Below are 16,963 nucleotides of genomic sequence, written 5' to 3' on the forward strand. Positions count from 1 at the left end.
AAATCTCGGTTAGCCCCCAAGTTTATCTTGGGGGTTACTTAATAGATTCGCTTGTGATTACTTTTTCTCCCCCTTCGCAAATTTCCCCGCTGGCCCGCCCGCCGTAAATAATACTGCGAAACGTGTTATCAGCGTACCCAGCAGAACATATCCCAAAATCACCTGCGCCATTAATAAAGTCTGGCCCCACCAGCTATCTGGATTAGCGGCTATATCGCCAAATCCCAGCGTTGTCATCGTAACTACCGAAAAATATAAAACATGCCAGAACCCCCGAATATCACCAACAACTCCATTAACCATAACAAAGTTTGGCCACAAACGGTATACCGCCGCGAATAACAGCGCCAATATAAGGAACACCCCCATAACCCGCAGCGTGCTCATCCCGTAATCGCTCATCGCCCAAAATGCCTGCACCGGCCATCTCAATAACCAATGTTCCCCATACCACTCCTCCCAATTCATCCGCCGTATATTATACTCCAACAATTGCTTCGTCGCAGCATCTATACGCACACTATCCAAACCCACTCCACGGAAATCTGTTAAGCGGTCAACCTTGCATTCCCAAATCAACGTTTCACCATCTACAATCGCATGTGAAAAATCCGCGCCCTGGAGTTCAGCTCCACCAAACACAGCACCTTGCAGACTTGCCCCCCTAAGACTAGCATCTTGCAGTTTTGTATCCCAAAGTCGGGCACCTTGAAGGTCAACTCTCCAAAGGTCGGCATCTTGCAGATTGACTCCCCGAAGTTTGGTATTTTCCAGATAGGCTCTCGTAAAGTCGGCATTTTGCAGCCAAATTTCCTCTTTCGGATGCTCTTTGCGCCACTCATTCCACTTTTTTATACCCTCCGCACCTTCTTCTGAACATTTCTTTAGAAAATCATACTGCTCCTTACTAAACCGAAGCTCTTCTTCAATCCACTTTTTTTCTTCTCCCTTTTTTCCTTCCTCACTCATCTTTTCCCCTAAAAAAATATGTTAAATCACACTACCCAAAACTGCGAGTCCGCTTGCGAGCATCCTGAGCATCGTCGAAGGATCAATATCCTCCGCTGCACGCTGTCCCCCATTTTACCCTCAAATTCAAAAAGCCCCAAACTAATACAGGGAGCAATTCTTTTTATTTCTGCTTTTTAAAAAGATTCTCGTCCAGCCAACATTTTAGGCTTGGAAATTTAATATAATACTTTTCATATTTGTCCAAAAGCTTTACAAACACATCTTCTTGGTGGTTCGGGGAAAAATATGATACAAAGATGTGTTTGTTACCGGAAACATGTATCTCAAATATGGGGCCGTCATATCTTTCCTTTTTGTGGAGTTTGCATACCTCATTTTTCCCGAGAGAACTCTTGAATTTATCAATAGCTTGGACGTTGGTGACGTGGATATTCGGCTTTTGACCCTGATTGACATCAATAGCCGAGATATTGCTGTTAATTAGATAGTTTACCAAGTCTTTCTTCTTTTTCTTTTCCTCCAGTATTTCTCCCATACCTTTAAAAACCATTTGTAGCGTTTTCCCTTTTAGGTAAACCAATACAAATATTCCTATTAGCATCAGAGTGGACAATAAAATGTATAGCAGTTCTGTCATATTTATATCAACCTACACAACCTGCTAATGTCCCTCATTGTGGCCTCAGCACCACCGCGCAATAAAGTTTCACCGCCCTATTTTACCCCCAAACTCAAAACCCGCAAACACCTTTTAAAAAGCCCCCGCGGCACCTGAGCGGAATTCAATCAAATGCGCAGGGGGGTAAAAAATTCCCTGCAATTTTCAATCATTTCTGTGCATTTTGTCTCACTTTTGCGCGCATTTTTAGCAATTTTCTACAACTTTTTACCATTTTCTACCATTTAAAAACACAAACTTGCGCGTTTGGTGCTACCCCATTCCCCCTATCTTATCTATTTTCCGCCTTCTCCTCTTCCGTCAATATCTCGTTCATCGACCCCGACCGGAACCCCTGCAAATCAATCGTAACATACTTAAAGCCAAGCCCTTGCAGCTTTTCTACAATCCGCGCTCGGTTCACCAAAACCTTCTCGAAATCCCCCTGTTTGACCTCTATTCTCGCGAGTCTATCGTGGTGCCGCACCCTAAATTCCACCAGCCCAAGCCCTCTCATAACTTCCTCTGCCTTCTCGACTTGCATCAATCTCTCTTCCGTAATTTCCAGCCCATACGCAATCCTTGAAGCCAGGCAAGGCGACGCCGGAATGTCCGCCGTCGCTAACCCCATTTCTCTACTCAACTTACGAATGTCCTCCTTAGTCAGCTCTGCCTCCATCAGCGGGCTGCGCACCCCAAAAACCTCCGCCGCCCTGTTCCCAGGCCGAAAATCGTTCTTGTCATCGAAATTGCATCCGCAAATTACTTTGCCGAATTTTTGTTCCTTCGCAATATCCTCTAACAGCTTATAAAGATGTGACTTACAAATAAAACATCTGTCCGCCTTATTGGCTGCGTATGCCGCATCCGCCATCTCATTTGGCCTGATAGTCTCAACCTCAACACCTATATTCTTCGCCGTCTCAACCGCCTGCAAATATTGTCTCCTCGGCAGCGATGGCCCTTCAGCAATACAAGCCTGCACCCTCTCGGCACCGACCGTCTCAACCGCCGCTTTCAAAAGAAACGTGCTGTCCACTCCGCCGGAGTATGCGACAATCACTTTATCCAGCTTCTTAAGGATTCTTTGAAGCGAATTGTACTTCTCTTTCAGATTCATAATAATCTTAACATCTGTTTTGACACCGCCTTAAATCCGGCTCTGTCTCAATATACAACCTTTCTTCCCGCCTCTACAAGCAAAAACGCCTATGCTATCCAACATTTTCTGCAGTCCCAATAACCAATTGTCCTATTTATAATTTCCTTGCCAAAAAGCCTTAATGTTGTATAATATAAGAGAACTTGAAAGCCGATATACCCCCTTTACGGGCATTGCGGTTTATTGCCGTTTAGGATAAGGAGAATAAAATGAAATCAAAAAGCCAAATCTATGCCAAAACAGGTTTCACTATCATAGAGCTACTGACCATTATGAGCATTATTGTAATTCTTGTCGGCGCCCTTTTACCAGCCTTGAACATGATAAGGTGGTATGCCAGATATACAACGCAAAAGAATCAGTTTCGTAATATCGAGACAGGACTGCAAACATACGAATTTGATTATGGGGAATATCCGGATTCAGGTGCATTAGACACCACTGACGAGCCATACTGCGGCGCAATGAAGCTTGCTGAAGCAATGGCAGGACAGGATGGTTTGGGATTCAACCCTGATTCAAAATTCACTGCCGATGACGGCACTGGTGATACTGAATTATACCCTCCCTTTACAGACGCTCCCTGGTATTACGAAAACTTAAAAAAGAGAAAGGAGTACCTGGAAGCCAAAGACGTCCAACTCTCTTCTTTAACCGGCTTGTATGGTACCAATATAGGAGACTTTCCTTTTCCAGATGAAGTAGCGTTGCTCAGCGATGTTTATAAACGCAATGAACTGAGAAACAGCAAAGGAACAAAGCTCGGCATGCCTATATTATACTACAGAGCAGACCCAGCCAAGCTTTTGCACGATGCTAATTACCCTGATAATCCAGATAATATTTACAATTACACCGACAACCAGGACCTTCTCGAACTTGGCGTGCCCTGGAGCCCAAGCATCGTACACCCGCTTTATCAAGATAAATATGGCAACGAACCAGGTTACGTATTTTATCAGAAAACAATGGATGAGAGTGCCCTGCCCATTGAAAGACCTTACAATAAGAACAGCTATATTCTTATTTCCGCAGGCGGAGATGGGATATTCGGCAACGGCGGCAGCATGAGAACAAAAGATGTGTACAACTTTGCGGGGGCGGAATAAAAAAACAGACAAAGCCGATGGTGAGAATCGGACTCACAACCCCGGCTTTACGAAAGCCGTGCTCTACCGTTGAGCTACATCGGCAACAAACGCCATATATGGGCTTATTTTTTTACATTAGACCCGCCGGAACCCACCGTCGGATTATTGAGCAATACGAGTAAAATCTCATCCTTTTGCTTCTGGTCCAGCGAATCTTTCTTAACGGCCTGGACAAGATAATCCCGTTCAGCCTGCGTCAAATCAGTTCTTGCAGCTATCGCCTTGTATCCATCGACTTTGGCCTGGTCCGACAGGTTACTGACAACATCGACATCATTCATAGCTGATGTTCGATAGACCTGTATCTCGCTGCCCTCGGCTTTGACGGTATTGCCTGTTACCGTTACGCAGCCGTTCAATACAAACGCCGAACTAATCAGTAAAACAACCAGTATAGCTTTCATTTCATTTGCCCTTTTCAAATAATAACGATAGTTCTGATTATAATTCATTTCTGATAAGCCGTAAACGGTTTAGATTAACGAAATTTCCGCACCGCCTGCCTTTTAAAATTGGCTTTGTTTGGCTTTGTTTTTGGCAGTTCATTGTTGGCAGTTTTTTGTTATTAGTCATTGTGTATATTGAGGTTAAATTCATTTTCAGCTTTTTGAAAATTGGCTTTGTTTTGCATAATTTATTCATTTTGATTGATTTTTTCCTTCTGCGCAAACAACCATAGCTTCCGCCGTCGCTGAAGCTATGGCGGACAATACATACCTCCTTCCACAATAGGACGAACCTGCGCGAATGTGTCGAAAAATGTGGGGTTTATAGGGGTGCGGTTTTGGCTAAGTCGTTATAGCTAAAGGGATAAAAAATTTCCCCAAAAACCATTTTGGATGTTTGACTACCTGCGCATTTGATTGAAAATTTGAAAAGACAACAAAACCGTTGTTTTCACTTTTCGCTTAATCGTTTTATTTCCTGCTGAATTTCAGGGATAACTTGAGGATTGTGAATGATTTTGTTTTTTCCTTCGGTTATCGAAATAATGTAAAAAACTTTACCCCCATATTTTTTTGTGAATTTCTCATGTGTACTTTTTTGGAATTCGAGCTCATTTATTATTTGTGTAATATAAGCGAAACCAGCCGGTTTAATTTGTAGGCCGACGTAGCTTCCTTTGACATCAATATAGAAATCAACGTTATAACCTCTGTCCCATTCATCAGGCGCAGGGAGGATTTTTACTCCCAATTCTTTTTCGAGACGGCCATAAATAGTTTGAATTTCAGATTTGTAACCATCGAATGTTCTCGAAATAACAAGGTCAATTAAAAAGTTAATACAATCCTGTTCGGTGATGCTTTCTATCTCAGCATGGCAAATTTCTGTCACTTTTATAAACAGTGTCCTGCCAAGCTGCTCTAAATGTTCCCGAGCATATACGTTTGAATAATAATATTGCTCCCACTCTTCCACTTTCTTCGGGGCACATTTTCTTATATGCTCAGCGACAGGGCCAACTTTATTCTTGCGTGTAAGTCCCCATCGCATATTTGCGCCGTTTAGTATCCATTCTTTAGGCATTTAAACTCCTCTTCAAGAACTCAGTTAAGCTGCCGTGCAGTGTTATCTGCTTCCACAAAGCCTTGTTTAAGCAGATGGCGGTTAATAAAAGTTTTATTTTGTAAATACAAATAACACAACAGGTTATTTTGGCTGTCGTGTTTCGTATGGCCGAATTTCATAAAAACTTTCTGGCCTTTGGTTTTCGACTGCAAAAATTCAATAGCTTGGGCTTTCTTTTCAGCTTTTTCTTTTATACCTATCAGGCGAATTTTCAGACCGTCATCAAGTTCGAGTTCTATAGGAGAAATAACCTTTTTTACATTATGATAATCCTGTCTTTTTTGGCTATCGCCATTAATTTTAGAACCAAACTGTAATTTCCGAGGGTCGATTTTTTTGTCGAATTTTACGGGATCTTTAAAAACATAAGGCAATTTATTTATTTCCTCTTTCCAGTCAATTTCATCCTCTCTGTTTTGTGCAAGTTCGATGCTGAACTTATCAAAAAATTCTTTTTCCTTTAAACCAAGTTTTTCTTTGATAACAGGTATGAAATTAGGGTTTATTTCATACCCTATTGAATTTCTTTCGAGGTTTTTTGCTGCCAGAGATGTTGTCCCGCTCCCGATAAACGGGTCCAATATTGTATCGCCGATAAAACTAAACATTTTAATAAGCCGGCGGGGGATTTCTTCCGGAAACATTGCCAGATGGCCATTTTGTTTTTCACCTGGGATATTCCAATGGCCGACAAAATACTGATTCCATTCTTCAGTGGTCAGTTTTGATTTGTCTTTGATACCTCTTGGCACTGCTTTGCAAATGCCGGGCTTTTTAAAAATCAGAATGAATTCATAATCGATTTTGATAATTCCGTTTCGCGGATACGGGAAAGAACCCATAATCGTAGCACCGCCGGTAGTGTTACAGGTTGTGACCTTTTGCCAAATAATAGCCCCCATATAATCGAACCCTATTGTTTCACAGAATTTGATTATTTCGGTGCGGATTGGAATTATTTTATATCTGCCATAATAAACCGACCTCGCAAATTGATCGCCGATATTTATACATAATCGGCATCCATCCTCGAGTGTTCGGAAACACTCGCTCCATACAAGGTTAAGATTGTTTATATAATTTTCGTAAGTATCGTCAAAACCTATCTGACCGCCGTTGCCATAATCTTTTAATTGCCAGTAAGGAGGCGAAGTTATGATAAGCTGAATAGATTTATCATCTATTTCAGTCATTTGTCTTGAATCACCGATTATAATTTTGTGTTTTGTCATACAGATTTCTTTCCCATAGGCATTAGTGTAAACCTTGCCGAATAATTTGCAAGAGGCAATAAAGATAAAGCATCCCTCGCCCCGGTGAGATAGCCCCGATGAAGTAGCAAAAGCACTTCACGGGGTAAACTTCCACGCCCCGAAGAGATAATTTCACATCTCATCCCAGTTAGACAGCAAAAGACGCGTCTCACGGGACAGGCGGGGCAGGCATCTCACGGGGTAAACTCTGGCACCCCGCCGGCATAGTAACCCCTGCCGCGAGCGGCAGGGCTAACCAACCCCCAAGCAGGCTTGAGGGCTAAACATATTTGGATTACCGCTCCATTACTGTCGCGGCTCTGTAACCCACGCAATAAATCCGCCTTCGGCGAGACAGGTTGCGGGGCTAAATATCTGAATCCCGTCATCAAGATGACGGGGCTAAACAAGAATAAGACAATTTTTCTTGTAAAACCAATTGGTAATAATTAAACTACTCAAATTAAGGGTCGGTGCCCGAGCGGCCAAAGGGGATGGGCTGTAAACCCATTGGCGCAAGCCTACGTTGGTTCGATTCCAACCCGGCCCATTTTCCGAGTTTTTAATCGCTGATTAAGCTGATTTTGTCGATTTTCAATTAACCACGAATTAACACTAATAAACACAATTGTAACGAAAGACACGGGTAATAAGCCCGTAAATAGCAGGATAGTGCAAAAAGAAGGCTTTCGTCTTATATTTCTTACACCCCCCCACCGATGATAATAGAGAGCGTTAAATTTGACAAAATCTTAAGAGGATAATCTATGAAACTTGACCCAACCAAGATGAAGGATTGGCAGATTGCTGAAGCGGCAGAGCAATCTATGAAACCCGTCAGTCAGTTGGCTAAAGAATTAGGATTGGCCGACGATGAGGTGCTGCCGATGGGACGGCAGTTAGCACGTATCGATTATGTCAAGGTCTTAGAAAGACTGAAAGGTCAAACCAAGCCAAGCGCAAAATACATCGACGTTACCGCCATCACTCCTACGCCTTTGGGAGAAGGGAAGAGCACGACAACAATCGGATTGATTGAAGGGATGGGGAAATTAGGTAAAAAGGCGACCGGCGCCATTCGACAGCCAAGCGGCGGCCCGACATTTAACATCAAAGGTTCGGCAGCAGGAGGCGGGCTGGCCCAATGTATTCCGCTGGTGCCGTTTTCAATTCGTCTTACCGGCGATATCGACTGCATCACGAACGCACACAATTTGGCAATGGTGGCACTGACCAGCCGAATGCAGCACGAGAGAAACTATACTGATGAGCAGTTAGCAAAAAGAAATTTAAAGAGATTAGATATCGACCCGGATCAGGTACAAATGAAATGGGTGATGGATTTTTGCGCACAATCACTTCGCAATATAACTATCGGCAAAGGCGGCAAGATGGACGGCTATGAGATGGAATCCGGATTTGCCATCGCGGTCTCGAGCGAACTGATGGCGATACTGGCGCTGGCCAGAGACCTGAAGGACCTGCGGGAAAGAATTAGTAAAATCGTAGTCGCATACAGCAAAAGCGGAAACGAAGTTACCACAGCCGACCTCGAAGTTGACGGCGCGATGACGGCGTGGATGCTGGAAACGCTCAATCCGAGCCTGCTGCAGACTATCGAAGGCCAGCCGGTGTTTGTCCACGCGGGGCCGTTCGCAAATATCGCGATAGGCCAAAGCTCGATTATCGCCGACAGGGTCGCCACGAAATTGTCAGAATATCACGTTACAGAAAGTGGTTTCGGCGCTGACATCGGCTTCGAGAAGTTCTGGAACTTAAAGTGCCGGATGTCGGGCCTTAAACCCGACGCGGTGGTTATTGTCGCCACCATTCGGGCGCTAAAGATGCACGGCGGCGGCCCCGTGGTCAAGCCGGGATTACCGCTCGATAAGGAATACACAAAAGAAAATCTCAAGTGGGTCGAGGATGGCTGCGACAATCTTATCGCTCATATTGAAACGGTGAAGAAAAGCGGTGTCCGTCCCGTTGTCTGCATAAACGGCTTCAGCGCCGATACCAAAGCCGAAATCGAACTGGCGCGTAAAATTTCGGAACAAAACGGCGCTTTGGCGGCATATTCGGAACACTGGCTGAAAGGCGGAGACGGCGCAATCGAGCTTGCCGAAACCGTCATTGCGGCCTGCAAGGAAAAGAGTAAATTCAAATTCCTCTATGAATTGGGGACACCTTTGCGAAAACAGGTGGAATTAATCGCCAAAGAAGTTTACGGCGCCGATGGTGTTACATACACAGAAGAAGCATTGAAAAAGGCGGAAGCCCTCGAAAAGAACGAGGATTTCAAGAACTTCGGCACGTGTATGGTCAAGACGCACTTGAGTCTGTCTCATAATCCTGATTTTAAGGGCCGGCCAAAGGGATGGAAACTTCCAATTCGCGACTTTATGGTGTATAAAGGGGCAGGTTTTATCGTACCGCTGGCAGGCGAGATTAAGCTGATGCCTGGCACAAGCTCGGACCCGGCTTTTAGGCGCATCGACGTGGACTTAAAAACCGGAAAAGTAACGGGAATGTTTTAGAATGACAAATGGTAACTGGTAATCGGGAACTGGAGTAAACAAATGGCAGCAAAAATCATCGACGGAAAACAAGTAGCAGCGGAAATGCAGGCAGAGCTGAAAAAAGAAGCAGCATCGCTGAAACAAGAAAATATCGTGCCTGGACTGGGAGTCATCCTCGTAGGTGAGGACCCCGCATCACAATCTTATGTTACTGCAAAAGAACGCGCGTGCGCAGAATTGGGGATTTACTCCGATGATAACCGTCTGCCTGCAGATATCACACAGAAGGACTTGATTGCTCTAATCAACAAAATGAATGCCGACCCAAAAATAAACGGTATCCTGGTCCAGCTGCCTCTGCCCAAACATCTCAATGAAGGCGAAGTTCTTCTCGCAATCAGCCCTGACAAGGACGTCGATGGTTTTCATCCGACCAATATCGGCAAAATGGTGGCGGGACAGCCGGCATTTTTGCCCTGCACGCCGCACGGCGTCATTAAACTTTTGCAGCGTAACGGCGTTAAAATCGAAGGCGCCCACGTAGTAGTCGTCGGACGCAGCAATATCGTCGGCAAGCCCATTGCGAATATGCTCATTCAGAAAAGTCAAACCGGCAACGCCACCGTAACGGTCTGCCACACAAAAACAAAAGACCTTGCCCACCACACCCGCCAAGCCGATATTATCATTGCCGCCGCAGGCAGGCCCAAAACTATAACCGCGGACATGGTAAAGGACGGCGCAGCCGTAATTGATGTGGGCGTCAACCGCGTTAAAGATGCTACCAAGAAAAGCGGATATCGGCTGACCGGCGATGTTGATTTTGAAGCAGTCAAGGAAAAGGCGAGCGTGATTACTCCTGTCCCCGGCGGAGTCGGACCGATGACTATAACAATGCTGCTCTACAATACAGTGGAATCCGCCAAGAGGGCTGCCGGGAAAATTTAATATCGAATTCTTAGTTTTGTCCCGTGAGTTTTTTCAGCAGACTCCTGAGGACATATGCAAATTCCCAGCTTCTGCCTTTGCTTTCTTTTAAAAGCTTTGTTCCTTCTTTCGTAGCGGTTTTGCCCAGTTGTATGGTCGTGCCAAGGGTTGACTTCATGGCAGCAATCATCTCGTTAGGCAAAACACCTGTCCCTTTATCCGCCACGCCGGCTACTATGGCTGCCAAGATCTTCCTGGACAATTCGGCCGTATCCAAGTCGTTATCGCGGCCTAAATCGGTCATCACGATAGGGTCAAGATTAAACGTAATGGTATCTACCTTTCCGGGGACAGGCAGCAACTTTGCCTTAACTATTACGTCAGTAATTTCGATGTTATTGACGTGGATTTTTTTCCCGTCTTTTCCAGATTTGCCTTCGGCTTTTCGCCGATCGGACACCGCTTTCATCACATCTTGAAGGTTATTACCGGAAACACCTCTTTGCTCAAGAAAGATATTTACTCCATCGAGTTTGATTTCTTTTATATCAACCCTCTCACCCAGAAGCGCCCTTACATCAACTTCGATTTTGGCACTTTTCAGCTCAAGCAGCTTATCGTACCGATAACCAGGCGGATTATTAACTGAAAGATTACTAATGCTAAGCTTGCCTGCGAAAATTTGCAGGTCGACATCCCCCACACTTACCCCGACGTTTAAGGCTTTGGTCGCCGCGACCTCGATACCCATTTTTAAGGCATGGTCGGCAAAAATATCAATGGCTATCGCCGCAACGGCAGCCAGAATCAGAACAGCCGGCAGAATAACCCACACAATTTTTTTTAAAGATTTTTTCATTTTCTAACCTCACCCTAAACTTTCTCTCCGGCCAAACTTTCAGCAGGCTCACGAAAGATTTTTGCACCGACCAGATTCAATTTTTCTTCGATTTTTTCATAGCCGCGGTCGATGTGATAAACTCTGTTGACAATTGTGGTGCCTTCAGCAACCATACCGGCGAGAACCAGCGCCGCCGACGCCCTCAGGTCAGAGGCCATTACAGGGGCGGCAATCAGTTTCTTTACACCCGCTACTATGACCGTAGGCCCTTCTTTGCGCAAATTCGCCGCCATTCGATTCAGTTCAGCGATGTGCATAAACCTGTCAGGAAAAACTTTTTCAATCACAATGCTATTACCTTTGGCAAGTGACAGAAGTGCCATAAACTGAGCCTGCAAATCGGTAGGAAAACCCGGATAAGGCTGTGTGGTAATATCAGCCGGTTTAATTGTTGAGCTTTTGCGGGCAACGACACAGCCATCGTCTGCGGCTTCGACTGTTACCCCAATACTTCTTAACCTGTCAACAACAGCCATCATATCCTCGAGCCGACAATTCTGAATATGAAGCGAGCCTGACGTTATAGCGGCAGCAACCATAAAAGTCCCGGCCTCGATTCTGTCGGGAATTACCTGATGTTCGGCCGGGGCCAACTCTTTAACTCCTTCGATAATCAGCCTGGGTGAACCGATACCGTTTATCTTAGCACCCATTTTGGTAAGGCAGTTCGCCAAATCAACTATTTCCGGTTCGCAGGCAGCCGACTCGATAGTCGTCTTACCCTTGGCCAGTGTTGCGGCCATTAACACATTTGCCGTGCCTAATACAGTCGAGCCAAAGGGCCCGCCCATAAAAATATCTTTCCCCCTCAATCCGTTCTTAGGCGCCTCGGCGACAACATAGCCGTTTTTAAGATGGATTTTCGCGCCAAGCTCAGAAAGGCCCCGCAGATGAATGTCGATGGGCCTGTCGCCAATAGCGCATCCGCCCGGCATTGAAACCTCCACCCTGCCGCAGCGAGCAAGCAACGGGCCGAGTATGCAAACACTCGCCCGCATTCTGCGGACAATGTCATACTCGCCAACCGGATTATCAATTGTTTCCGAATCGATGCACAAATCCCCGTTTGGTTTTCGTGTAAATCCGCAACCCAATTGGTCAAGCAGCTGGCCAAAAACGGTAATATCAGAAAGATATGGCACGGCTTTTATAACCGATTTGCCGGCAGCTAACATAGTGGCGGCCATTATCGGCAAAGAAGCGTTTTTGGAACCATTTACATTAACGGCCCCCGAAAGCCGGACAGGCCCTTCGATGCGAAATATATCCATAATCTATTTTCCCCCGGGCGGCACTAATTCTCAACATAAGCTAATAGACCAGACACAGACAAAAAAATTGGTGCTGCCCGAACGTTTTTGGTAATGTAGCACAAAACAGGCTTAGTTTCAAGGTTGCAAAAGTATATAACGATGAATATTCCTGAGATTATTAAATCCGCCTGCGGCGAAGTCAGCTACACAATCGCAATTGACTTCGTTATTTTCCTTGCAGGACTATTAATATTCGGCAACTGGCTGCTCAAAACATCCTTAGGCAGAAAATCTTTATCCGATTCGGTGCCGCGCCGAAACAATATGCCTCTCTATTTGCCATTTGTTTCGCTGTTTATCTGGTTCGGGGCTGTCTCGCTCGCAACATCAGTTACAGAAAAATTTTTGCCCGCCCTGCAGGACTGGCAAAAGGCTTTCCTGGATAATCTTATCCTCTGCATTGGAGAGATAACAGCAATAGCGGCAGTTGTTTTGCTGGCAAGAGCCAGTTTTGCCCGGCGATTAAAGGGGTTCGGGGTAAATTTCAGGACAATTCACAAAGATATTCCCGCAGCTTTGCTGAACTTGGTTTCTGTCTGGCCTCTTATAGCAGTGATGTTAATCCTGACGATGCACGTCGGCAAACTTATCATAGGGCCTGATTTTGAATTACAACCGCACGAGGAACTCGAAACGATAAGAGCATATTCGCAACTGCCGGTCAGGGCGCTGATTATCGTTACTGCCATAGCGATAGTGCCTGTGTTTGAAGAAATGCTTTTTCGCGGCCTGTTTCAAACAATGCTGCGTTCTATTTTAGCAAAACCCTGGCCATCAATTGCAATAAGCTCCGGCTTATTCGTACTGGCACATTCAAATGCGGGACATTGGCCGGCCCTGTTTGTGCTCTCGGTGTGTATGGGTTATTCGTATGAAAAGAGCGGCTCGCTGCTGCGTCCTATCTTTATTCACGCAATTTTCAACGCAATCAGCATCATAGGAACTTTATATAACATATAATGTGCAGTAAGATGCAGCAGGCCGTTATATATTTTCATAGTACTATAAGCAAAAGTATAACCAGGCCGAAAGCTGTTATAATTATTCCTGAAACTTTATTAAACATGGTCAACTTATCTAAGCTTATCTTTCCATGAAGGATACCAGCTATACCGCAAAGCATAACCCACCAAAGAGCTGAGCCGGTAAATACACCCGCAACCGACAAACCAACGGAAATATAACGTGCGCTCGAAGTTAACGTGCCTAAACCGGCAAATACCGCTGCAAAAACGAGAATCGTAACAGGGCTTGTAATCGCAAGCAAAAAGGTCGACCCGTAATTACCAATATGAGTGGGTACATTGGCTGAAGAACCCTGTCCAGCCGACTTTGACAGAAAAGTCTTAATTCCAAGGTAACAAAGAAAAAGACCGCCAAAGAGCCGAATCCATAGCTGCTTTTCAACTAAAAATGTCGAGATAACCGTAAGGCCCAAAGCGGCAATCAAGCCGTATATGGCATCGGCGGTAGCGGCTCCAAGCCCTGAAACCAGGCCGTGCATTTTCCCCTCACTCAAAGTCCGCTGTATACACAGCAACCCGACCGGTCCAACGGGTGTGGCAACCAGGAACCCAACAATAAGGCCTTTTAAAAATATATCAGCAGCCATTTTATATTTAACCAATTCCAAGGACGTCGGCCATCGAGTAAAGTCCGGGCTTTTTTCCAACAAGCCACCGTGCCGCCCGCAACGCCCCTGCCGCGAAAGTGTCCCTGCTATGCGCAGTATGGTTCAGAGTTACCGTTTCGCCGAGCGTGCTGAAGATTGCCGAGTGGATACCAACAACGTCTCCTGCACGTACGGCGTGCATGCCGATAGCGCCTTTCTGTCTAATGGTGTCTTTGCCGCTTCTGCCGTGAACGAGACAATCGGGGAATTTTTTTCCGGTCGCCTTGCAGATATTCTCAGCCAATGTCAGGGCTGAGCCGCTCGGAGCATCTTTTTTGAATCGATGGTGCTGCTCGATTATTTCCGTATCATACTCGTCGCCAAGCATCGAAGCAACTTTACCAACCAGCGAGAACAAAACGTTCATCCCTATACTCATATTAGTTCCATATATAACAGGGATTTTCGCCGAGGCGGTCTTTATTTTTTCACGCTGTTTCTCGGTCAGACCTGTAGTGCCCAACACCAACGCGGCACCGCCTTTAAGACAGTAATCAATAGTACCATCCGCCGCTGCAGGCTGCGAGAAATCGATGGCCACGTCGGCACCGGCCGAGTAGGCACTATCCAGCTTAACATTTATCGGCCCTGCTGACGCCGCAAGACCGGCATCTTTACCTATATCAGGATGACCTTTTGTTTCAACTGCTGCAATAATATCAAACCATCCAGCGTCTATATTCAGTGAAATGATGCGCCTGCCCATCCGACCGGCAGCACCGACTATTATCAGTTTAGGACGCATTTTCGAGCTCCTTAATAAGCGTTTTGGATGAGAATTGAACTAACGTAACAAACAGGGCGTATATTTGCAAGACCAAAGGATTACAGTTGACTATTTCGTCCGGCCGGTTATAAAATAACCGGTACTATAGTAAAATATATTTTTAGATTTGATGGAGGTATAAAATGGTTAAAAGTTTAGTGACAACTCTAATTATAGCTGTTATGGGCGTAGGGCTGGCATTTACTTGCGGCTGTGAAAGCGACGCACAAACTGGCGCCCTTATCGGCACGGCGGCCGGCGCCGGTGTCGGCCAGGCAATAGGCCATAATACGCAATCAACGCTGATTGGTGCAGGAGTAGGCGCAGCAGGCGGCTATATGATAGGCAACGAATCGGACAAGAAAAAAACAAAAGCCGAAATGCAAAGTCTCCAACAGCAAAATATGCAACTGCAACAGCAAAATGCACAAGTACAGCAGGAAATGAGCACCGTTACTATCAACGTCACCAACAGCAACGGCTCCATTTCTCCCGTAACTCTGAGGAAGCAAGGTGTTGTTTACATCGGCCCAAGAGGCGAAACATATACGACCCTGCCGACACAAGAACAGCTAAAACAGGCGGGATACGGTTTTTAAAGATTGGTTAAATGGTAATTGGTAACTGGGGATTCAACCAGTTACCAATTCCGCTATGTGGGGTTATAAATAGCCTCTGCGTAACCGGGCTGTTTTTGGGGCCGATTAGGCCATTTCAATACACCAAATAAAAAGTCGCTTGCCTGCCGCAGCATCACGGGCGGCATAGGCGGGCACATCTCAAATGAACCTATTACATCATTGTCGTAGTTGCTTAAAACATCCAACAGATACTCCCAATTTTTACGGGCTATACCGCCTCGCACGCCGGGCGGCTCATGGTCGTCCGCGTGGCCGTAATTGTCACTCAGATGCAAATGGGCCACCCTCTCGCTCAGCTCATCCACATACTGCTTGAAAGCAAATTCACGATCCAGACTGGCATAGCCGATATCGAGGCAATACCAAATAGATTCAAACTTTTCACCAATCTGTTTGAGCGCCGACAATCGGCCGGTTTCGAGGCACAACTTTACATTATTAAGCTCGGCCAGCTTGACTACTTCTTCGGCAAAAGCATAATCGTCGGGCCCCGGGGCATTCGGAATACCCAAACTTTTGAAGTCGGCCACGATATTTGCTCCGAGCAGTTTGGCGCATCCGATTTGCTCATCCCACTTTTCTAATGTGGGCACGTCGTTACGGGAACGCATAGAGACCAGCATACCTTCAGTAGCCTCAGCAAGTCTGGACCAATTACGTCTCTCATAACGGCAGTCACTTTGACCTTTTATATGAGGCCATAGCTCCACCCCGAAACCGCAAGACTTCAAGAATTGACATTCCTGCTCAAAAGAGAGGTGATGCTCCTGCCCCCAAAATAACATCGTTGAAACAACATATCTAATCCGCATTACGCCATCTCCATCTTACGGCCTATAAAGTATGCTCTCCCCATGTTTCCATATGCCGAGAGACATCCCAAAGCATATATAATATCGATTAAAAACAAACGGAGCTTTAGGCTCAACCCCTTCGACAAGCTCAGGGCAGACAAAGGCGCGTTTTCCTGAATTAGGAGCCGGCAACCCTGATTTTAACCGCCTTAAGACGTCTCTAAGCGAAGAAAAACCGCTTTCCGCATAACGTCTTTGTCCAATAATAAATATAAATTTACGCCGGTGAAACAGCCGGAAGCAGTTAATATAGAAAAATTTATATTGCAAAATCTGCTAATATTGTTAGAATTCCTCGTTTTAGGAGCATTTTAGTTATGAAGAAAGATATACATCCAAAATATCAAAAGGTAGTGGTTCATTGCGGCTGCGGGAGTACATTCGAGACTTTCAGCACAGCAGAAGAAATACACGCCGAAATCTGTTCGATGTGCCATCCATTCTATACAGGCAAGCAGAAATTCGTCGATACCGCGGGACGGATAGAGCGGTTCCAAAAGAAATACGGCAAAGATTACTTCAAGAAAAAAGAAAAATAACAGCCGGCTTTCCAGTTATAATGGCATTTAGCGTTTAGTTTTCTTCCCGTTATTTTTATCCGC

The 16,963-nt window shown here is 45.4% G+C and carries 17 protein-coding genes and 2 tRNA genes; 7 read left to right on the top strand and 12 right to left on the bottom strand.

Annotation, left to right across the window (positions count from 1 at the left end; genetic code table 11):
* Nucleotides 1–57 precede the first annotated feature (57 nt).
* The 3 genes from PHG53_05600 to larE all read right to left on the bottom strand — a co-directional run bounded on the left by PHG53_05600 (nucleotide 58) and on the right by larE (nucleotide 2,750).
* The gene (locus PHG53_05600; GenBank protein MDD5381096.1) at nucleotides 58–969 is read right to left on the bottom strand and encodes a pentapeptide repeat-containing protein; all 912 of its coding nucleotides are present in this window, start codon (nucleotides 967–969) and stop codon (nucleotides 58–60) included.
* A 163-nt stretch (nucleotides 970–1,132) separates the two neighbouring features.
* A complete protein-coding gene (locus PHG53_05605; protein ID MDD5381097.1) occupies nucleotides 1,133–1,522 on the bottom strand; it encodes a hypothetical protein in 390 nt (129 codons plus the stop codon).
* A 400-nt stretch (nucleotides 1,523–1,922) separates the two neighbouring features.
* The gene (gene larE, locus PHG53_05610; protein MDD5381098.1) at nucleotides 1,923–2,750 is read right to left on the bottom strand and encodes an ATP-dependent sacrificial sulfur transferase LarE; all 828 of its coding nucleotides are present in this window, start codon (nucleotides 2,748–2,750) and stop codon (nucleotides 1,923–1,925) included.
* A gap of 251 nt (nucleotides 2,751–3,001) precedes the next feature.
* On the opposite strand from larE, the gene PHG53_05615 reads away from it, so the two are divergent.
* Nucleotides 3,002–3,901 carry a type II secretion system protein gene (locus tag PHG53_05615; GenBank protein MDD5381099.1) on the top strand — a complete coding sequence of 300 codons (900 nt, stop codon included), beginning with the start codon at nucleotides 3,002–3,004 and terminating at the stop codon, nucleotides 3,899–3,901.
* A 12-nt stretch (nucleotides 3,902–3,913) separates the two neighbouring features.
* Here the strand turns inward: PHG53_05615 and PHG53_05620 are convergent.
* The 4 genes from PHG53_05620 to PHG53_05635 form a co-directional block, all read right to left on the bottom strand.
* A tRNA-Thr gene (locus PHG53_05620) sits at nucleotides 3,914–3,985 on the bottom strand.
* A gap of 20 nt (nucleotides 3,986–4,005) precedes the next feature.
* The gene (locus PHG53_05625; protein MDD5381100.1) at nucleotides 4,006–4,347 is read right to left on the bottom strand and encodes a hypothetical protein; all 342 of its coding nucleotides are present in this window, start codon (nucleotides 4,345–4,347) and stop codon (nucleotides 4,006–4,008) included.
* A gap of 493 nt (nucleotides 4,348–4,840) precedes the next feature.
* On the bottom strand, nucleotides 4,841–5,473 hold the full coding sequence (locus PHG53_05630) for an MjaI family restriction endonuclease (GenBank protein ID MDD5381101.1): 633 nt from the start codon (nucleotides 5,471–5,473) through the stop codon (nucleotides 4,841–4,843).
* Nucleotides 5,474–5,493: 20 nt separating this feature from the next.
* Nucleotides 5,494–6,747 (bottom strand): DNA methyltransferase, encoded by a 1,254-nt coding sequence (locus PHG53_05635; GenBank protein MDD5381102.1) that lies wholly within the window; start codon nucleotides 6,745–6,747, stop codon nucleotides 5,494–5,496.
* A gap of 488 nt (nucleotides 6,748–7,235) precedes the next feature.
* Between PHG53_05635 and PHG53_05640 the strand changes: the two genes are divergently transcribed.
* From PHG53_05640 to folD, 3 genes are all read left to right on the top strand, one after another.
* Nucleotides 7,236–7,318: transfer RNA gene (locus PHG53_05640), tRNA-Tyr, on the top strand.
* Nucleotides 7,319–7,535: 217 nt separating this feature from the next.
* Nucleotides 7,536–9,305 (top strand): formate--tetrahydrofolate ligase, encoded by a 1,770-nt coding sequence (locus PHG53_05645; GenBank protein ID MDD5381103.1) that lies wholly within the window; start codon nucleotides 7,536–7,538, stop codon nucleotides 9,303–9,305.
* 42 nt (nucleotides 9,306–9,347) lie between these two features.
* A complete protein-coding gene (folD, locus tag PHG53_05650) occupies nucleotides 9,348–10,235 on the top strand; it encodes a bifunctional methylenetetrahydrofolate dehydrogenase/methenyltetrahydrofolate cyclohydrolase FolD (protein ID MDD5381104.1) in 888 nt (295 codons plus the stop codon).
* A 10-nt stretch (nucleotides 10,236–10,245) separates the two neighbouring features.
* On the opposite strand, the gene PHG53_05655 is transcribed toward folD, so the two are convergent.
* Nucleotides 10,246–11,073 carry an AsmA family protein gene (locus tag PHG53_05655; GenBank protein ID MDD5381105.1) on the bottom strand — a complete coding sequence of 276 codons (828 nt, stop codon included), beginning with the start codon at nucleotides 11,071–11,073 and terminating at the stop codon, nucleotides 10,246–10,248.
* Nucleotides 11,074–11,087: 14 nt separating this feature from the next.
* Nucleotides 11,088–12,386 carry a UDP-N-acetylglucosamine 1-carboxyvinyltransferase gene (gene murA, locus PHG53_05660; GenBank protein ID MDD5381106.1) on the bottom strand — a complete coding sequence of 433 codons (1,299 nt, stop codon included), beginning with the start codon at nucleotides 12,384–12,386 and terminating at the stop codon, nucleotides 11,088–11,090.
* Between the two features lie 141 nt (nucleotides 12,387–12,527).
* Between murA and PHG53_05665 the strand changes: the two genes are divergently transcribed.
* Entirely contained in the window at nucleotides 12,528–13,388 is an 861-nt protein-coding gene (locus tag PHG53_05665; protein ID MDD5381107.1) for a type II CAAX endopeptidase family protein, read from the top strand.
* Between the two features lie 34 nt (nucleotides 13,389–13,422).
* On the opposite strand, the gene PHG53_05670 is transcribed toward PHG53_05665, so the two are convergent.
* Nucleotides 13,423–14,040 (bottom strand): LysE family transporter, encoded by a 618-nt coding sequence (locus tag PHG53_05670; protein MDD5381108.1) that lies wholly within the window; start codon nucleotides 14,038–14,040, stop codon nucleotides 13,423–13,425.
* 7 nt (nucleotides 14,041–14,047) lie between these two features.
* Nucleotides 14,048–14,845 carry a 4-hydroxy-tetrahydrodipicolinate reductase gene (gene dapB, locus PHG53_05675; GenBank protein MDD5381109.1) on the bottom strand — a complete coding sequence of 266 codons (798 nt, stop codon included), beginning with the start codon at nucleotides 14,843–14,845 and terminating at the stop codon, nucleotides 14,048–14,050.
* Between the two features lie 164 nt (nucleotides 14,846–15,009).
* Here dapB and PHG53_05680 point away from each other — a divergent pair, with 164 nt between their 5' ends.
* A complete protein-coding gene (locus PHG53_05680) occupies nucleotides 15,010–15,465 on the top strand; it encodes a glycine zipper domain-containing protein (protein ID MDD5381110.1) in 456 nt (151 codons plus the stop codon).
* A 53-nt stretch (nucleotides 15,466–15,518) separates the two neighbouring features.
* On the opposite strand, the gene PHG53_05685 is transcribed toward PHG53_05680, so the two are convergent.
* Nucleotides 15,519–16,319, bottom strand: a complete 801-nt coding sequence (locus PHG53_05685) for a hypothetical protein (protein ID MDD5381111.1) — start codon at nucleotides 16,317–16,319, stop codon at nucleotides 15,519–15,521.
* A gap of 359 nt (nucleotides 16,320–16,678) precedes the next feature.
* Between PHG53_05685 and rpmE the strand changes: the two genes are divergently transcribed.
* Nucleotides 16,679–16,900: a 50S ribosomal protein L31 gene (gene rpmE, locus PHG53_05690; GenBank protein ID MDD5381112.1), complete on the top strand. Its 222-nt coding sequence runs from the start codon at nucleotides 16,679–16,681 to the stop codon at nucleotides 16,898–16,900.
* Nucleotides 16,901–16,963: the final 63 nt, after the last annotated feature.

This window comes from Phycisphaerae bacterium, assembly GCA_028714855.1.
Lineage (GTDB): Bacteria > Planctomycetota > Phycisphaerae > Sedimentisphaerales > Anaerobacaceae > CAIYOL01.